Consider the following 17,636-nt stretch of genomic DNA (forward strand, 5'->3'; position numbering starts at 1 on the left):
ACACCGTGACGCCGGGCACAATTCCCGGTATCGCGGCCCCAAGGGTAGGCGGTCTCTGGGTACGGGGTAAACGACGGGTGAACAAATCCGAGGCTGCAGCAAAGACACGAGCGAGTAACAACTTCTACCGAGTCATCCCCTGCGCCGGCGACGATCCATCCCTAGTGTGGAGACCTCCCCAACGCCGAAGGACTCACGGATGTCGATCCCGACCCCGACCCCACGCGCGAAACGCGTCAACGAACTCTTCGACTTCTCGGCCGGGCGCGGCCTGGAGATCGGACCCCTGCACCAACCGCTGATCCCCCGAGACGCCGCGAAGGTCGCCTATCTCGACCTCTACGACCGCGACCGGCTCTACGAGTCGTACGCCGAGCAACCGCAGGTGAACCACGACACCATCCCCGAGATCGACTATCCGATGTGGGACGGCACCCGGATGCGTACGCTCGAGGAGGCCGCCAAGGAGGGCGCCCCGTTCGACTGGGCGCTGGCCAGCCACGTCGTCGAGCACGTCCCCGACCTGGTCGGATGGCTGGCGCAGGTCGAGGCCGTCGTCGCTCCCGACGGGGCCCTCGTCCTGGTCGTCCCCGACCGGCGCTACACCTTCGATGCCCATCGCCCGCCAACGACGATGGGTCAGATCCTGCAGGCGTACGAGGGCGGCGACACCACCCCGTCCGTACGCGCCGTCTTCGACCACCACCGGTCCGCGGTCAACCACGACCCCAAGCGGCTCCACCACCGCGGCCCCAGCGAGGCCGAGACCTGTATCCACGACCTCGGCTACACCAGGGCCCAGGTCGAGCGCGCCCGCCGGGGCGAGTACGTCGACTGCCATGTCTGGACCTACACCGACCGCTCGTTCCCCGAGATCATCGCCGAGCTGCGCCGCCTGGGGCTGACCGGCTGGTCGGTCGAGTCCATCCTGCCCGTGCCCGAGAACGACATCGAGTTCTACGTCGTCCTGCGTCGCGGCCTCTCCCCCGAGCTCCCTGCGGTGCCCGCCATCCCGGACTGGGTCGAGCACGGCCTCGAGCTGCGCGACGAGGTCGCCAAGCTCCGTGAGGTCGTCGCGGACCAGCGGCGGCGGCTCGAGTCGCAGCGCAAGCAGGTTGCCGGCCAGCGCGCCGAGATCGACGATCTGCGCGGGTCGAAGCGGTGGAAGCTGGCCACCGCACTGGCCGCGCCGCTGGACAGGTGGCGCGATCGCCGCTCGGACGACTGACGATTTCGCCGGGCACAGCCGGACGGGCTACGCTTGTTCGGTTGTCTCGGCAGGGCAGCCGTTCATCGCGCCCGCCGACACTATCCAATCGACCTCGATCATCTATTCAACCTCAGGAGTTCACGGTGGCTGCCGTCTGCGACATCTGCGACAAGAAGCCGGGCTTCGGCAACAACCGGCCGTGGTCCAAGAAGGCGACCAGGCGCCGCTTCGACCCCAACATCCAGCGCGTTCGCGCCGTCATCAACGGCACCCCGAAGCGCATGAATGTCTGCACGACCTGCATCAAGGCCGGCAAGGTCGCTCGCTGACCCGGGTTCTTCCTCGCACGAAGGCCGCTGCCCACTCGGGCAGCGGCCTTCGTCGTTCTCAGAAGTGCGTCCAGCCCGTCGAACCCTCGTAGACCTTCCCGTCGACCGTGACCGGCTCCCCACCGGGCTCGCCGATGGTGCCGATCACAGTCCACCCCTGCGGCAGCTCGACCTCAGGCGGGAACGCGGCGAGCAGGGAGTGGTCCTCTCCCCCGCCCAGCACGAACGCGAGCGCGTCGGCGCCGGTCGCCGAGGCGACCGCGTTGAGTTCGTCGGGGATGGTCAGCGCGGCGGTGTGCACGTCGATGGAGACCTCCGAGGCATCGGCGATGTGCCTGGCCTCGGACAGCAGCCCGTCGGAGACGTCGATCAGCGCCGAGGCGCCGGCCGCCGCGGCGGCGGGGCCGGCTGCGTACGGCGGTTGCGGGCGGCGGTAGGCGTCGACCAGCACCCGTGGTGACCGGAACCCCCGCTTGAGGATCGCCAGGCCGGCCGCGGCCCACCCCTGGCGGCCGCACAACGCGAGTACGTCACCGGGCTCCGCGCCCGAGCGCAGCACCGGCGCCTGGGCGACCGCGCCGATGGCGGTCACGGAGATGACGATCTGGTCGGCGCCGGTGACATCACCGCCGATGACCGAGGCCCCGACCAGCGCGCACTCCGCGGCGAACCCCTCCGCGAAGTCGACTGCCCACTCGGCGGGAAGGTCCGAGGGAAGGGCTAGCCCGAGGGTCATCGAATGCGCGACGCCACCCATCGCGGCGATGTCGGCGAGGTTCTGGCCCGCCGCCCGGTGGCCGATGTGGGACGCCTCGGCCCAGTCCCGCCGGAAGTGGCGGCCCTCGACGAGCAGGTCGGTCGAGACCACCACATGACCCTGCTTGACCCGCACCAGCGCGGCGTCGTCGCCGGGACCGACCAGCACCTGCTCCCCCTGGGCGAAGTGCTTGGTCATCTCGGTGATCAGCCCGAACTCACCGATGTCGGCGAGCGTCGTGTCCCTCGGAAAAGCCATGGCTCCATCCAACCCTCCTCGCGATGCGCGGAGATACCGGGACACGCATCACCCTGTCTTATCCCCAGGGTCGGTGTAGGTCGATCGATAGATAACGCGATAGGTTACTTGCCTGACGTTGTGCCAAGGAAGGCACGGAGAACAGGAGCAGCACCATGGTCGTACAGGCGTACATCCTCATCCAGACCGACGTCGGCAAGGCCGCAGAGGTCGCCACCGAGATCGGCAAGATCCAGGGCGTGACCCTGGCTGAGGACGTCACCGGTCCGTACGACGTGATCGTCCGCGCCGAGGCCCGCAACGTCGACGAGCTCGGCAAGCTGGTCGTGGCCCGCGTCCAGAGCCTCGAAGGCATCACCCGCACCCTGACCTGCCCGGTCGTCCACATCTGATTCACGGCTGCACCCGGCCGTCTGTTACAACGAACCCATGAGCACACCTCCTCTTTCCGGACCTGTCGCCGTCATCGCCGGCGGGCTGAGCCACGAGCGCGACGTGTCGCTGGCCTCTGGCCGCAACCTCGTGCGCGAGCTGTCGGCGCTGGGTGTGGAGGTGGCTGCGTACGACTTCGACCGGGCGCTGCTGCACAACCTCGAACGCGACAAGGCGGTCGTGGCGCTGCCGGCTCTGCACGGCCAGTTCGGTGAGGACGGCGAGATCCAGACGCTCCTGGAGCTGATCGGGATCCCGTACGTCGGCACCCTCTCCACCTCCTGCCGCGTCGCGTTCGACAAGACGGCTGCCCGCGAGCTCCTGCGCCGCGGGGGCATCCCCGTGCCGGACTCGGTCTCGCTGTCGTCCACGACGTTCCGCGACGTCGGGGCGCCGGTGCTGATGGAGCACGTCATCTCGCGGTTGGGTGAGCGGGTCGTGGTCAAGCCCTCGCGTGGCGGCTCCGCGCTCGGCGTCACCGGTGTCGACGGCCTCTCCGCCCTCCCCGCGGCCCTGGTCAAGACCTACGCCTACTGCGACGAGGCGCTCATCGAGCGCTTCTACGCCGGCATCGACGTCTCCGTGGTCGTCCACGAGACCGACGAGGGCGTCAAGCCGCTGACCCCGATCGCCATCGACTTCAGCAAGGGCCACGAGTTCGACTTCGCGGCGCGCTACACCGCGGAGTTCGTCGGCTTCGGCCGCCCCGACCTCCCCGGCGCGCTGCTCGCCGAGCTCGGCGAGACCGCCGTACGCGCCCACGAACTGCTCGGCATGCGTGACATCTCCCGCACCGACTTCATGGTCACCCCCGACGGCAGCTTCGTCGTCCTCGAGGTCGCCATCACCCCCGGCGCCACCGAGACCAGCGTCTTCCCCTTCGCCGCCAAGCACGACGGCACCTCGATGGGCGAGGTCACCCTCGCCCTTCTGAAGCGCGCCCTCTCCCGCTGACCCGCACGCCGAGTCGGCTCGTCCTGACGCAAAACCACGCCGAGTCGGCGCGTTAAGACGCGCCGACTCGGCGTGGTTCTCGGTCAGCTTGCGCCGACTCGGGCTCAGCTCAGGCCGGTGAGCTTGCCGGCGATGCCGCCGGCGGCCTTGAGAGCGACGCCCTCCTCGAAGTTCCGGGTGACCTGGGGGATGTGCTTCTCGGCCTCGGCGATGGCGCTGGTGAGGACCTCGGAGGCGGGGGTATCGGGCCACAGGTAGAGCGAGAGGGCGCCGGGGATGGAGTTGACCTCGTTGATGTAGACCTCGCCCTTGCCGTCGGAGAGGAAGTCGATGCGGAGGATGCCGGTCAGGCCGGTGAGCTCCACGACGCGTACGGCCAGGTCCTTGATCTGCTTGGTGACCGACTCCTCGACCTGCGCCGGGAACTCGCGCGGGGAGGAGGAGAGGCCGTCGGTGTGGACGTACTTGGCGGAGTAGTCGTACATCTTCGCCTCACCCGAGCGCAGCGGACGCTCGACGTCGCTCACCGCGACCTCGGGCGCGGTGCGCACCGAGGCGTTGAGGTCGAAGAGGTCGGGGCGGTACGGCTCGACGACCGCGCCCGCACGCAGGTGCGGGGAGGTGTTGAGGAGCGCCAGGCCGGTCTCGTAGTCGTCGACGACCTCGATGCCGATCGAGGAGCCGCCGAAGCGCGGCTTGACGATGTAGGGGCCCTCGAAGGACGGGGCGGCGTAGCGCGAGAGCAGCTCGCGCTGCAGCGACGGGAGGCCGGCGTTGAGCATGACCGCGCCGAAGGCGAGCTTGTCCATGCCGAGCGCGGCCGCGGCCGGGGTCGCGCCGGTCGCCTTGAGGCCGGCGAGCTCGAAGAGCCACTGGATGCCGCCGGCCTCGCCCGCGCCGCCGTGGAAGGCGGAGAGGATCGGGCCGGTCTCGAGGCGCTTGCCGCCGCCGAAGCCGCCGACGGTGTAGAACCCGTCGCCCTTCTCGGAACCGAGGCGGAACTCGACGGCCTTCGAGCCCTTCGGCTCGCCGCCGAGGAAGTCACGCGCCTCCTGCTTGGCCGGCACCAGGAACCACTTGTCGGAACGCGCCCAGTAGAGGCACGTCACCTCGACGCCGGCACCGGAGAGGACCCGCTCGGCCTGCAGGCCGGTGAGGATGCTGATGTCGTGCTCGGCGCTGGGACCGCCGAAGACGATGGTGGCCTTGGTTACGCTCATGGTGAAAGCTCCTGGGGGTCCTACGCGTAGTGGTCGGGGAGGTCGTTCTCGTACAGCACCACGTCGCCCTCCTTGGCCGCGGTCAGAGCATGATCCGCTGCCGCCTTACGGCTCTCGAACGCAGTGGTTCGCGCTGGCTCCCCCGAACGCAGCGCTTTTCGGTTGGTGCGACCGACGATGCACAGCCGCATCTTGTCGGAGGCCGTCGCAGCCTGCGCGAACTCGATGTTGCGCGCGGCCTGCTCGGTGCCCAGCTCGACCATACCGGGCGTGATGGTCCACACCGTGCCCGACTCCCCTGCCAGCCGCTTGGCCTTCGCGAGCGCCGCGGCGGCGCCGGTGGGGTTGGAGTTGAAGGTGTCGTCGACGACCCAGACGCCGCCGGGCGTCCTGTTGGCCTCGGCGCGGTGGGGCGTGCCGGGGATCGACGCCAGCCGCTGGGTGATCGTCTCGATCGGGACCTCGACCGCGAGGGCGAGGCCGACGGCGATCGCCACGTTGATCGGGTGCCCGACCTCGTCGGGCAGCTGGACGGCGTACATCTCGCCGTTGATCTGGAGACCGCCGTCGGCCACCACGACCTCGGCGGTGGTGCCCGGCACGGCGGAGCAGGCGATGACGCGCTTGCTGGCGCGGAGGTTCTCGGCGATGAGCGCGAGCTCGGGTACGTCGATGTTGAGCACCACGGTCGAGGCCTTCGGGAGGATCTCCGACTTGGCCTTCACGATCGTCTCGCGCGACTTCATCCGCTCCAGGTGGGCCTCGCCGATCGTGGTGATGGCGGCGACCTCGGGCGGGAAGATCTCGGTCAGCTCGGCGATCTCGCCGGGGCCGTAGGTGCCCATCTCGGCGACGAAGATGTCGGTGCCGGGCTGGAGGCGGTCGTTGACCGCGCGGGAGAGGCCCATCGCGTTGTTGAAGCTCGCCGGCGAGGCCAGCGTCGACCAGCGGCCCTGCATGAGGTGGGTCGCGTAGTTCTTCGTCGAGGTCTTGCCGTAGGAGCCGGTGATCGCGACGATCCGCGGGTTGACCTTCTTGATCGTGGCGGCCGCCTGGACCTGCCACTTCTTCGCCATCGCCTTCTCGATCGGCCACATGATCGCCAGCGCCGCCTCGGCCAGCGGGACCGCGAGGATCGGGAGCAGGCCGGCAGCGGCCGGGACGACGAGCGCGATCACGACGGTGACGATCGCGTGCAGCACGAAGAGCACACCGGCCAGGCGCTTGACGCGGTCGGTCCACACCAGCCGCTTGGCGCCGGTGAAGCTCATCCCCACCGGCCAGCCGATGAACAGCAGCGCGCCGACGAGCGCGCCGTAGGGCAGCACGAACGAGGCCAGGCAGACCACGACGACCGCACCGAGCAGGATCGCCTCGACCGGGCGTGCCTTGATCCAGATCCACTCGATGGCGAACAGCCGCGTCGGCTCGTAGTGCTCACGCTGAGCGACCCGCAGCCAGCGGTAGTACGAGACCAGGGTCAGCGCGGAGGTGACCAGGACGATCCACATGCTTCTTCTTCAGCCCCTCAGATTCAGTTCGTACGAAGTTCGTCGATGGCGCCTCGAAGGCTCTTGACCAGCCCCGCGTCGAGCAGGTGCGCGGAACCGGGGACGATCTCCAGGGTCGCGTTGTCCCCCAGGATCTCCATGGCCTCACCGGGCATCCAGACCGGTGCGGCGGTGTCGTTCTCACCCCAGATCAGGCGGACCGGAAGGTCCTTCGGGATGGCTGCCAGCTGGTCGCCGTAAGACTCGTTGACGACCTTGACGAAGATGTCGCGGATGATGCCCTTGGCGTTGCGGTAGTCGGTCGAACCGTACTTCTCCCGCAGCGCCTCCATCCTGGCCTCGGGAATCAGCCCCTTGGAGTGGAGCCAGCGGCCGATCCGGTAGGCGAGCTTGGGCTTGCCGCCGGTCTTCGGGCGGAACAGCGGTACGCCGGTGAGGACGATGCCGCGGACGAGCTCCGGGCGGGCCGCGGCGAGCTGGACGGCCACCCGGCCGCCGAAGCTGTGGCCGACGAGCACCGGGCGGTCGAGGCCCTCGAGGATCTGGGCCAGCCACTCGGCGTACTCCTTGCTTCCCCAGGCCTCCTCGGGGGCCGGGGTCGCGCCGAAGCCCGGCTGGTCGAGCGCGAGCGCATCCAGGCCCTCGAGCGTCGAGCCCCAGTCGCTGCGGTTGCGGGCCCAGCCGTGCAGGGCCACGACGGTGGCAGCATCCTTGCCGTGCTTCTCACCGAAGGCACGTCCATCCAGCAGGGTCGTCAACACGGCCGCAACCTTATCCGGGACCATGCGCTGACCCGTAACCGCGCGGCGCGTGAGCCCGGTTGTCGAGCGGGCAATAGGGTCGAAGTCATGGATCACAAGCCCGCCACGATCGCCGTCCACGCCGGGCGGCCGGCCCACGAGCCCGACCAGCCGCTCAACGTACCGATCACGATGGCCTCGACCTATGTGGCCGGCGGCGACAAGGAGTACGGGCGCTACACCAATGACGCGTGGGTGGCATTCGAGGAGGCGCTCGGGCAGCTCGAGGGCGGGCGGGCGCTGTCGTTCGCCTCCGGGCTCGCGGCGATCGCGACGCTGCTCGACCTGGTCAACGACTCGGTGGTCGTGGCGACCGAGCAGAGCTATCTGGGGACCATCGGCCAGCTGGCCGACCTCGAGGGGCGCGGCCGGCTGACCGCACGCCTCGCGGACTTCTCCGACACCGCCGCGGTCGTGAAGCTGCTCGAGAAGCTCGACGGCGAGGTCGCGCTGGTCTGGGTCGAGACGCCGACCAACCCGGGGATGCAGCTCGCCGACCTGCCGGCCGTCATCGCCGCCGCGCACAAGGCCGGAGCGCGGGTCGTGGTCGACAACACCTTCGCCACTCCCCTGCTCCAGCAGCCGCTCGCGCTCGGCGCGGACATCGTCATCCACTCGGCCACCAAGTTCATCGCCGGCCACTCCGACGTCGTCATGGGCGCGGTCGTCGTCTCCGACGACACGTTGTGGGACGTACTCAAGGCCCGTCGCGACCTCCTCGGCGCGATCCCCGGCCCGTTCGAAGCGTGGCTGGCGCTTCGCGGCATCCGTACGCTGCACCTGCGCGTCGAGCGCTCCTCCGCCAACGCGGCGACCCTCGCCGAGCGCCTGGCAGCGCACCCGGCGGTCGCTGAGGTCCGCTACCCCGGGTTCGGCGGCATGCTCGCGGCCGTCCTCCCCACCGCGGAGCAGGCCGACCTTCTCACCCACTCCACCTCGTTGTGGGTCCATGCGACCTCCCTCGGCGGCGTGGAGTCCACCTTCGAGCGCCGTCGCCGCTGGAAGACCGAGTCGGCGACGGTGCCCGACGGGCTGGTACGGATGTCGGTCGGGGTCGAGGACGTCGACGACCTCTGGGCCGACCTCCTCCAGGCGCTGGACCGTATCGGGAGCTAGTGGGTCGGCGACTCCGGGCTCACGACCAGCGCGGACCCGCCACCGCGTCGCCACGGCTCGGCGGTCGAGGTCAGCAGCCCGTCAGGGCCGATCTCGATCGCGGTGGCCGCGCCGAGCTCAGCGGTCGGGGCGAAGGTGTGGCCCAGCGATGTCAGCGGCCCTCCGTACGCCTCGATGAAGGCTGGCTCGGCGCCCGTGTTCGCCCCGTTGCGCTGGGAGACCCGCGGCGCCGCCATGGCCTCGGGCAGGGTCCGGTCGCGCGCGTACCGCTCGATGAGGATCTGGAGCACCGTGGTGATGATCGTCGAGCCGCCGGGCGAACCGACCGCGAGCACGGGCCGGCCGTCGGAGAGGACGATCGTGGGTGACATCGAGCTGCGCGGGCGCTTGTTGGGCTCGATCCGGTTGGGGTCGTCGGCCCGGTAGGTCGTCGAGAAGTCGGTCAGCTCGTTGTTGAGGATGAAGCCGCGGCCGGGCACGGTGATGCCGGATCCACCGGTCTGCTCGATGGTCAGCGTGTACTCGACGACGTTGCCCCAGCGGTCGACCACGGTCAGGTTGGTGGTCTCGAGGTTCTCGGTGTCCTTCGCGGTCTCGCCGGCTCCTTCCGCGCCGTCGCAGACCCCGTCGAAGTCGTACGCATCACCGGCCGCCACGGGCTTGGGCTGGGCCGCCGCGGGGTCGATCCCGCAGGCCCGCTCAGCGGCGAAGGTGTCGTCGAGGAGCTCCTCGACGGGTACGTCGACGTGGTCGGAGTCGCCGAGGTAGGCGCCCCTGTCGGCGAACGCGATCGCACTCGCCTCGAGCAGATGGTGGTAGGCCTCGGTGTTGGTCATCCCGGCCAGCTCGTAGCGCTCCAGGATGTTGAGCGCCTCACCCACCGAGGTGCCGCCCGAGGACGGCGGGGCCATCCCGTAGACGTCCAGGTCGCGGTAGGTCGAGCGGGTCGGCTCGCGGTCGGGGGCGGTGTAGGCAGCGAGATCATCGGTGGTCACCCAGCCGGCCGGAACCGGCAGGTCGGTGTCGTCGGTCTTGGGCGGCTCGGCCACCGTGGCGGCGATCTCAGCCGCCAGCGGGCCACGGTAGAAGGCCTTCACGCCCTTGCGTCCGAGCAGGTCGTAGGTCGCGGCGATGTCGGGGTTGCGGAACCGGCTGCCGACCTCGGGCGCGGATCCTCCGGGGAGAAATAGTTCGGCAGTGGAATCGATCGCTGCGAAACGTTCCGCGTTGTCGACGGTCTGCTGGCGGAAGGTCTGGTCGACGACGAAGCCCCGGCGAGCCAGCCGCGCGGCCGGCTCGAGCGACTGGCCGAGCGAGCGCGTTCCCCACTTCCTCAGCGCCTTGTCCCAGGTCAGCGGGGTGCCGGGCACTCCGACCGAGGCGCCGCTGGTGACCATGTCAGGAAAGAACGGATACTCCTTCCCGGTCTCGGGGTCGATGAACGCGTCGTGCGGCATCGCGGCCGGCGCCTTCTCCCGACCGTCGATCGTCTCGACCTCGCCGGTGCGCGCGGAGTAGTGCACGAAGAAGCCGCCCCCGCCGATCCCGGCCGAATAGGGCTCGGTCACGCCGAGCGCCGCAGCCGTCGCGACCGCGGCGTCGGCCGCGTTGCCGCCCTTGCGCAGCACCTCGAGCCCGACCCGGCTCGCGTCGGCATCGACGCTCGCCACCGCGCCTCCATAGCCGACAGCGGTGGGCACCTTCGGTGGTGGCGCCAGCCTCTCCTCCGGGGCGGCGGTCGCCCCGGCGTACGGGACCAGGGTGGCCAGCGCGAGCGCGCCTCCGGTCAGTGTGGCGACAACTGCAGAGCGGCGTCCGAGCATGGCGATCTCCCAGAGATTGGCGGCTCATCGAACGTACTACTTCGGCGCCGACCTCGAATTACGTTCTGAAATTCCTTAATTAGTAAGGGTTGCTTACAAACAAACCGACTGCCACCATCGAATGGCGATTCGGGCGCCTGGTGCCCGAGCCAGCCATCACCTCGGAGGTGTCACCATGCATGTCGCCTTGCCCTCACGAAGATCACGCCGGACAGCCGGCTTTCTCATCGGCGCACTCGCCGGAGCGCTCGCCCTCACCGGCACGCTCGTCCTCACCAGCACCCCGTCCAGCGCATCGCTGAAGACGGCCGCCGCGGAGCCGACAGCGATCAACGGCTACCGCAACGTCGGCTACTTCGTGCAGTGGGGCGTCTACGGCCGGGCCTTCAAGCTCAAGCAGCTGGAGACGTCCGGGGTCGCCGACGACCTCACCCACCTCAACTACGCCTTCGGCAACATCCACCACCAGACACTGACCTGCTTCGAGGCCAACAAGGCCCAGGGCGAGGGGCCCAACGGCTCCGACGGCGCCGGTGACGCCTACGCCGACTACGGGATGTCGTACGCAGCCGACGCCTCCGTCTCCGGCACGGCCGACACGTGGGACCAGCCCCTGGCCGGCTCCTTCAACCAGCTCAAGCAGCTCAAGGCGAAGCACCCCGACCTGAAGGTCCTGCTCTCGCTGGGCGGCTGGACCTGGTCGAAGAACTTCTCCCTCGCGGCGGCCACGCCGGAGTCGCGACGCAAGTTCGTCTCCTCCTGCATCGACCTCTACATCAAGGGCAACCTGCCGGTCATCGACGGCCGCGGTGGCGCCGGAGCGGCCGCCGGCGTCTTCGACGGTTTCGACATCGACTGGGAGTGGCCGGGCTCGCCCAACGGCAACACCGGCAACCACGTCGACCCGGTCAACGACCGCGCCAACTTCAAGGCGCTGCTGGCCGAGTTCCGCTCCCAGCTTGACGCGCTGGGATCGACCACGGGCAAGGACTACCAGCTCTCCGCGTTCCTCCCGGCCAACCCGCAGGACATCGAGGCGGGCGGCTGGAACGACCCGGCGATCTTCAACTCCCTCGACTTCGGCAACATCCAGGGCTACGACCTGTGGGGCGCCTGGGACCCGACGCTGACCGGCCACCAGGGCAACCTCTACGCCGATCCCGCCGACCCGCGCCCCGACGGCAAGCGGTTCAGCGTGGACGAGTCGGTCCGGGCCTACCTCGACGCCGGCATCTCACCGGCCCAGCTCGGGCTCGGCATGGCGGCGTACGGCCGTGGCTGGCAGGGTGCGACCTCCTCCGCCCCCTGGGGCCCGGCGACCGCCGCAGCACCGGGGACGTACGAGGCCGGCAACGAGGACTACGACAAGCTCAAGTCCCGCGGCACCGACCACTACGACGCCGCGACCGGCGCCGGGTGGCGCTACGACGGCAACCAGTGGTGGAGCTACGACAACAAGCGCACGATCGCCCAGAAGGCGGCGTACGCCATCTCGAAGGGCCTCGGCGGAGGCATGTGGTGGGAGCTCTCCGGTGACCGTCAGGGCGAGCTGATCGGCACGTTCGCCGACGCCATGCGCAACGGCACCGGTGGCCCGGTCGAGGAGCCGGACCCGACCGACCCGCCCACCGAGGAGCCCACGGACCCGCCGACCGAGGAACCGACCGACCCGCCCGCCGGGGCGGCCGCATGGTCGGCGACCACGGTGTACGTCGCCGGTGACCGTGTCACCTACGGCGGTCACCTGTGGGAGGCCAAGTGGTGGACCCAGGGCAACACCCCGGGCACCGAGGAGTGGGGTCCGTGGAAGGACCTCGGCACCGCCTGACCCGCTGACCGCTCCGCTGGTCGAGCCCGGCGAGCGCTAGCGAGCCGGTGTCGAGACCAACACGGTTGCTTACCGTGTTGGTCTCGACACGCCTCCGCCTAGCGGCTCCGGCGGCTCGACCAGCGGGCGCGTCCTACTCGGTCTCGGCCTTCGTCGGCCGCTCGAGCATCTCGTCCATGATCTCGCTGACGGTCTTGGCACCGGAGACGACGTCGTCGACGTACTGCGCCAGCGGCACGTCCACCCCGACCTTCGCCGCCAGCTCGCGCAGCGAGTGTGACGACTTGGCGCCCTCGGCGACCTGGTGGCTGGAGGCGAGGATGTCGGCGGTGGTCATGCCCTTGCCGAGCTTCTCACCGAACGTACGGTTGCGGGAGAGCGGCGAGGAGCAGGTCGCGGCCAGGTCACCGAGGCCGGCCAGACCCATGAGGGTCATCGGGTTGGCGCCGAGCTGCATCGCGAGCCGCGCGGTCTCGGCGAGACCGCGGGTGATGAGAGACGCCTGGGTGTTGTCGCCGAACCCCATCCCGGCGGCCATCCCGGTGGAGATCGCGACCACGTTCTTGTAGGCCCCGCCGATCTCGCAGCCGACCACGTCGGTCGAGGTGTAGGGACGGAACGCGGGCGAGTGGACACGCGCCTGGATCGTCTTGGCGACCTCCTCGTCGGCGCACGCCACCACACCGGCGGCGGGCTCGCGACGGATGATCTCCTTGGACAGATTGGGACCGCTGACCACCGCGATCCGCTCCGGCCCCGCACCGGTGACGTGGGCGATCACCTCGCTCATCCGCTCGAGGGTGCCGAGCTCGACACCCTTCATCAGCGAGACCAGCGGTACGTCCTGGGGCAGGAACGGCGCCCAGTCGGTGAGGTTGGCGCGCAGCGTCTGCGACGGCGCCGCGAGGACGACCAGATCGGCTCCGTGCGCCGCCTTCTCGATGTCGTGGGTGGCGCTGATGTTGTGCGGCAGCTCGGTGCCGGGGTGGTAGTCGGGGTTCTCGTGGGTGTCGTTGATCGCCGCCGCGACCTCCTCACGCCGCGCCCACATGGTCACGTCGTTGCCCGCGTCGGCGAGGATGACCGAGAACGCGGTGCCCCATGAGCCCGCTCCAAACACCGCTACCTTGCCAGTCAATTGCTGTCCTTCTTCTTCGTCTTGCGGGGGTCGCCGGTCGCGTTCACACCGGCCTTCTTCGGGTCGAAGAGCTCGCTGGGCGGCTCCTCCTCCCGGATGTCGGCCACCAGGCCGACGATCGCCTTCATGATCCGGTCGGTCGCCTCGTTCACGACCGCCGGCGTGTGCTCCTGGACCTCGAGATCCTTCAGATCCACCGGATCACCGATCTTCATCTGGATCATCTTGCGACCGATCAGGTGCGGCTTGAGAGAGTACGCCGGAAGGAGCTCCTGGGCTCCCCACTGTCCCACCGGGTAGACCGGGGCACCGGTCGCGAGCGCGATCCGCGCCGCACCGGACTTGCCACGCATCGGCCAGCCGGTCGGGTCCTTGGTGATGGACCCCTCGACGTAGACGACCACGATGCTGCCCTCGTTGACGGCCTTGACGGCCGCGTCGAACGCCGACGCACCTGCTGTCCGGTCCACGGGGATCTGCCGGGCGGCCCGCAGGAACTTGCCCAACGGACCCTTGAACAACGCGGCCTTGGCCAGATAGCTCGGCCTACGTCCGTAGTCCCACACGATGTGCGCGGCGGTGAACGGGTCGATCTCGGAGACGTGGTTGAGCGCGAACACCGCTCCCCCGCTCTCCGGGATCTTCTCGCCGCCCACCCACTGGTGCTTGGTGGTGGCGAGAAGGACGGGCTTCACGATGCCAACAGCCACGGTCCACGGCCAGCCGAGCTTGCCCTCCTGGAACTTCCGGTACTTTCCCACGCAGGGCAGGCTACCGGGCCGTCTCCGCGTGGTTGTGAGATACCTGTCAGGATCTACCTCGATGCCTGTACCTGCACCCGGTTACGTCGTACTGCTGCCCGTCAAGCCTCCGGCGCGCGGCAAGTCCCGGCTGGTCGGAATCGAGGCCCACGAGCGGGCAGATCTCGCCCGCTCGTTCGCCCTCGACACCGCCGAGTCGTGCCTGGCCGCCTCCGGCGTCGGCGCCGTGCTGGTGATCACCGACGACTCCTACTTCGCCGCCGACGTCGCCCGTCTCGGCGCCGCCGTCATCCCCGACGGGGTCAGCGGAGACCTCAACGAGACCCTCGTACAGGGAGCGCTCGAGGCCCGGCGCCGCTGGCCGGGGCTTCGCCCCGCTGCCCTGTGCGGCGACCTGCCCGCACTCCGCTCCGCCGACCTCGACGCGGCACTGAGCGCGGCGGACGGGTTCGAGGCTGCGTACGTCGAGGACGCGGCGGGTGGGGGCACCACCCTCTACACCGCGACCCACGACCGGTTCCGGCCCGCGTTCGGGCCCGGGTCCGCCGCCGCCCATCGCGACGGCGGCGCCCATCCACTGGAGGGCGACCTCCACTCGCTGCGCCACGACGTCGACACCCTCGAGGACCTCGAGACCGTACGCAGCCTGGGGCTCGGGCCGCGTACGACTCTCGCGTCGGTGCGCGTCGGAACTCTGAGCTAGGCGTCGCTGGACGGCGTCTCGGCCCCGGTGGCCGGGCTCGTCGTCGAGGTCCCGCTCGCGGGAGCCTTCTTCGCCGCAGTCTTTGTCGCGGTCGTCTTCTTCGCCGCAGTCTTCGCGGGTGCCTTCTTGGCCGTCGTCTTCTTGGCTGCGGTCTTCTTGGCAGCAGTCTTCTTCGCGGCCGTCGTCTCCGCAGGGGTTGCCGCGGCGGAGGTCTCCTTCGCCAGGGTGGCCGCAGCGGAAGTGGTCTTCTTCGCCGCGGGCGCCTTCTTCGCGGTCGTCTTCTTGGCGGTGGTCGTCTTCTTGGCGGGGGCCTCCTTCGCCGCTGGAGCCTTCGTCGCCGTCTTCTTCGCCGCCGTCGTCGTCTTCTTCGCGGGGCTCTTCTTGGCCGTGGTCTTCTTGGCGGCGGTCTTCGCCGGCGCGGGCTTCTCGGCCGGGGTGCTCTCGACCGCCTCGACGGCGGGCTCGGGCTTCACGACCGGCTCAGCGACGGGCTTTGGGGTTGGCTTGGGGGCCGGCTTGGCGGGCGGCTCCACGACCGGCTCAGTGGCCTTGGCCGGCGCCTTGCGTCCTGGCCGCGGGACCCTGACCTTGCCGGACACCACGTCGGCGACCAGCTTTCCGGCCGTCTCCCGCACCGCGCCGACTAGTTTTCCGGCCTGTTTGCCTGCATCAGATACTCGTTTTCTCACCACGCGATCGACCTTAGGCCATCTCCGGGGCTTCCGAACATACCGACGGCATGTGAAAACGGATTGTTCACCTGATCGCTCCTGATTCCGACGCCTCCACGTGGTTACCGTGGAGAGACTCGGGGCACGTCCGCAGCATCGCTTCGATATCGCAGCCTTCGGGAGACAGGACGAGGAAGGTACGACCATCACCGACGTGCACATCGACGAGGAGCAGCCCACCGTGGTGCTCGAGGAGCCGCAGACCACGGTGAGGCCCAGCCGCGCCGGGATCCTGTTCTCGGCCTGCATCATCCTCGCCCTGATCGCCTCCGTGGCCTGGCTGGCCGTCCACACGACCCGGCTCGCCGAGGGCCGCACCGGCGCCAACGTGCCGACGCCGGCGCCACCCGCTCCGACGGTACGCAACAGCGAGCCGGCCATCCCGGCGACGTACGCCGATCTGCCCGTCGGCCCCGCGACGACCCTGCCCTTCGTCGACCAGGCCGGCCGCCTCCAGCTCGGCGCGAAGCCGCAGAAGGTCTTCGGCTCGCAGATGAGCGTGGCCGGCTGGACGGTGCTGATGTACGAGCGCGCCGACAAGCCCGGTCCGGTGTGGATCGCGCGGCGGGGGTCGACCATCCAGGTCCCCGGCCTGTGGACCCAGCCGGTCCTGAGCAAGGACGGCAACCAGCTCTTCGCGCTCCAGCAGACCGGCGACGCCGTCTCCGCCCTCGTCGCGGTGGACACCACGACGGGCGAGGAGACCGACCGGCTCGTGCTCGAGGGCACGCCTGCCGCTACCGCGGTCCTCGGCACCGACCGCACCCGGGCCTACTTCCGCACCGGCATCGTGCCCGCCCCGCCGGCAGTGCCCGGAAACTACGGCGAGCTCACCGTCTCCCGGCCGCCGGTGACCGCCTGGGATCCGGGCGAGGCCACCCAGCGGATCTCGCTGCCGCTCGGCTACCAGCAGCTGATCCCGCTGCGCCGCGGCGTACTCCTCCACAACCCCAGCGAGTGGGAGGCCCGCTTCGCCGCCATCGAGGCCGACGGCAGCCTCACCCAGCCCGGTGTCCACGCGCCGTTGCCCGGGTCGGTCGCCGACTCCCCCGACGGCTCGATCGTCGCCATCGCCCGCAACCCCAGCGACCCCGGGATGATCAGCTACGGCGCCGAGCGCGGCATCGCGGTCAACATGAGCACGTCCGAGCACATCGACCTGCGCGTACCCGACTCCGTCGAGAACGTACGCGTCGCCGGCTTCGAGTCCGACCGCAGCGTCGTCCTCTACACAGCGACCGCGGCCGAGTCCTGGTACCTCCGCTGCTGGGTCGACACCGGCTCCTGCGACCGCATCACCGGCTCCCAGCGTGCCGCCGACGGTCGCCAGATCCGCCTCCCCTAGCCCGCCGAGACGTCAGTTGCGTCGGCCGAAAACGCAGTTGTGGGCGACGAGAGTGCACTCTCGTCGCCCACAACTGACGATTCGATCTACATAACTGCTCAGGCGTGCAGGGTGACCGGCTTGAAGGAGGGCCGGGTCGCCTCGTACGTGGCGATGTCGTCCTCGTGGGAGAGCGTGATGCCGATGTCGTCGAGGCCCTCGAGGAGGCGCCAGCGGGTGTAGTCGTCGATGTCGAAGGAGTCCTCGATGGCGTCGGGGCCGCTGTCCCCATTTTCCAGGGCGGCACGGACGGTGCGCGACTCCAGGTCGACGGTGATCTGGGCGCCAGGGTTGTCGTCGAGGTAGTCCCACAGCTTCTGGACGACCTTCTCGTCGACCTTCGCCGCGAGCAGGCCGGCCTTGCCGGAGTTGCCGCGGAAGATGTCGCCGAAGCGGCTCGAGATGACCACGCGGAAGCCGTAGTCCATCAGCGCCCAGACGGCGTGCTCACGCGAGGAGCCGGTGCCGAAGTCGGGGCCGGCGACGAGGACCGAGGCCCCGGCGTACGCCTCGTTGTTGAGGACGAAGGTCGGGTCGTTGCGCCAGGCGGCGAAGAGGCCGTCCTCGAAGCCGGTGCGGGTCACGCGCTTGAGGTAGACCGCGGGGATGATCTGGTCGGTGTCGACGTTGCTGCGGCGCAGCGGTACGCCGGCGCCGGTGTGGGTGGTGAACTTGTCCATG

17 protein-coding genes are annotated in these 17,636 nt (G+C 69.7%); 8 read left to right on the forward strand and 9 right to left on the reverse strand.

Going from position 1 to position 17,636, the window contains the following annotated elements; genetic code table 11:
- Nucleotides 1-199 precede the first annotated feature (199 nt).
- Both OH802_RS25180 and rpmB read left to right on the forward strand, forming a co-directional pair.
- The gene (locus OH802_RS25180; protein ID WP_406023155.1) at nt 200-1,228 is read left to right on the forward strand and encodes a class I SAM-dependent methyltransferase; all 1,029 of its coding nucleotides are present in this window, start codon (nt 200-202) and stop codon (nt 1,226-1,228) included.
- A gap of 125 nt (nt 1,229-1,353) precedes the next feature.
- Nucleotides 1,354-1,539: a 50S ribosomal protein L28 gene (gene rpmB / locus OH802_RS25185; protein ID WP_141803692.1), complete on the forward strand. Its 186-nt coding sequence runs from the start codon at nt 1,354-1,356 to the stop codon at nt 1,537-1,539.
- Nucleotides 1,540-1,597: 58 nt separating this feature from the next.
- On the opposite strand, the gene OH802_RS25190 is transcribed toward rpmB, so the two are convergent.
- Nucleotides 1,598-2,554 (reverse strand): thiamine-phosphate kinase, encoded by a 957-nt coding sequence (locus OH802_RS25190; RefSeq protein ID WP_406023156.1) that lies wholly within the window; start codon nt 2,552-2,554, stop codon nt 1,598-1,600.
- Between the two features lie 155 nt (nt 2,555-2,709).
- Between OH802_RS25190 and OH802_RS25195 the strand changes: the two genes are divergently transcribed.
- Nucleotides 2,710-2,946, forward strand: coding sequence for an Lrp/AsnC family transcriptional regulator (locus OH802_RS25195; protein ID WP_091049571.1), 237 nt, complete (start codon nt 2,710-2,712; stop codon nt 2,944-2,946).
- Nucleotides 2,947-2,983: 37 nt separating this feature from the next.
- Complete coding sequence (locus tag OH802_RS25200) at nt 2,984-3,940, forward strand: D-alanine--D-alanine ligase (protein ID WP_406023157.1); 957 nt, start codon at nt 2,984-2,986, stop codon at nt 3,938-3,940.
- Between the two features lie 104 nt (nt 3,941-4,044).
- Here the strand turns inward: OH802_RS25200 and OH802_RS25205 are convergent, their stop codons facing one another.
- From OH802_RS25205 to OH802_RS25215, 3 genes are read right to left on the reverse strand one after another with little or no spacing between them, the layout of a single operon-like run.
- The gene (locus tag OH802_RS25205; RefSeq protein WP_406023158.1) at nt 4,045-5,160 is read right to left on the reverse strand and encodes a hypothetical protein; all 1,116 of its coding nucleotides are present in this window, start codon (nt 5,158-5,160) and stop codon (nt 4,045-4,047) included.
- Nucleotides 5,161-5,180: 20 nt separating this feature from the next.
- Nucleotides 5,181-6,671, reverse strand: a complete 1,491-nt coding sequence (locus OH802_RS25210) for a Mur ligase family protein (RefSeq protein WP_406023159.1) — start codon at nt 6,669-6,671, stop codon at nt 5,181-5,183.
- 23 nt (nt 6,672-6,694) lie between these two features.
- Entirely contained in the window at nt 6,695-7,432 is a 738-nt protein-coding gene (locus OH802_RS25215; protein ID WP_406023160.1) for an alpha/beta fold hydrolase, read from the reverse strand.
- A gap of 87 nt (nt 7,433-7,519) precedes the next feature.
- On the opposite strand from OH802_RS25215, the gene OH802_RS25220 reads away from it, so the two are divergent.
- Nucleotides 7,520-8,587 carry a trans-sulfuration enzyme family protein gene (locus OH802_RS25220; protein WP_406023161.1) on the forward strand — a complete coding sequence of 356 codons (1,068 nt, stop codon included), beginning with the start codon at nt 7,520-7,522 and terminating at the stop codon, nt 8,585-8,587.
- Here the strand turns inward: OH802_RS25220 and ggt are convergent.
- Nucleotides 8,584-10,410 carry a gamma-glutamyltransferase gene (gene ggt, locus OH802_RS25225; protein ID WP_406023162.1) on the reverse strand — a complete coding sequence of 609 codons (1,827 nt, stop codon included), beginning with the start codon at nt 10,408-10,410 and terminating at the stop codon, nt 8,584-8,586. The genes OH802_RS25220 and ggt overlap by 4 nt on opposite strands.
- Before the next feature lie 175 nt (nt 10,411-10,585).
- Between ggt and OH802_RS25230 the strand changes: the two genes are divergently transcribed.
- Nucleotides 10,586-12,238: a glycosyl hydrolase family 18 protein gene (locus tag OH802_RS25230; protein ID WP_406023163.1), complete on the forward strand. Its 1,653-nt coding sequence runs from the start codon at nt 10,586-10,588 to the stop codon at nt 12,236-12,238.
- Nucleotides 12,239-12,371: 133 nt separating this feature from the next.
- On the opposite strand, the gene OH802_RS25235 is transcribed toward OH802_RS25230, so the two are convergent.
- On the reverse strand, nt 12,372-13,376 hold the full coding sequence (locus tag OH802_RS25235; protein ID WP_406023164.1) for an NAD(P)H-dependent glycerol-3-phosphate dehydrogenase: 1,005 nt from the start codon (nt 13,374-13,376) through the stop codon (nt 12,372-12,374).
- Nucleotides 13,373-14,137, reverse strand: coding sequence for a lysophospholipid acyltransferase family protein (locus OH802_RS25240; protein ID WP_406023165.1), 765 nt, complete (start codon nt 14,135-14,137; stop codon nt 13,373-13,375). Before OH802_RS25240 ends, OH802_RS25235 begins: the two co-directional genes overlap by 4 nt.
- A 61-nt stretch (nt 14,138-14,198) precedes the next feature.
- Here OH802_RS25240 and cofC point away from each other — a divergent pair, with 61 nt between their 5' ends.
- Nucleotides 14,199-14,840 (forward strand): 2-phospho-L-lactate guanylyltransferase, encoded by a 642-nt coding sequence (gene cofC, locus OH802_RS25245; protein WP_406023166.1) that lies wholly within the window; start codon nt 14,199-14,201, stop codon nt 14,838-14,840.
- Here the strand turns inward: cofC and OH802_RS25250 are convergent.
- Entirely contained in the window at nt 14,837-15,475 is a 639-nt protein-coding gene (locus OH802_RS25250; protein ID WP_406023167.1) for a hypothetical protein, read from the reverse strand. The two genes, cofC and OH802_RS25250, sit on opposite strands and share 4 nt — an antisense overlap.
- 250 nt (nt 15,476-15,725) lie before the next feature.
- On the opposite strand from OH802_RS25250, the gene OH802_RS25255 reads away from it, so the two are divergent.
- Nucleotides 15,726-16,916: a hypothetical protein gene (locus OH802_RS25255; RefSeq protein ID WP_406023168.1), complete on the forward strand. Its 1,191-nt coding sequence runs from the start codon at nt 15,726-15,728 to the stop codon at nt 16,914-16,916.
- A 98-nt stretch (nt 16,917-17,014) separates the two neighbouring features.
- On the opposite strand, the gene leuD is transcribed toward OH802_RS25255, so the two are convergent.
- Nucleotides 17,015-17,635 carry a 3-isopropylmalate dehydratase small subunit gene (gene leuD / locus OH802_RS25260; RefSeq protein WP_406023169.1) on the reverse strand — a complete coding sequence of 207 codons (621 nt, stop codon included), beginning with the start codon at nt 17,633-17,635 and terminating at the stop codon, nt 17,015-17,017.
- Between the last annotated feature and the right edge of the window lies 1 nt (nt 17,636).

The organism is Nocardioides sp. NBC_00850 (assembly GCF_045207335.1).
In the GTDB taxonomy this organism is placed as follows: domain Bacteria; phylum Actinomycetota; class Actinomycetes; order Propionibacteriales; family Nocardioidaceae; genus Nocardioides.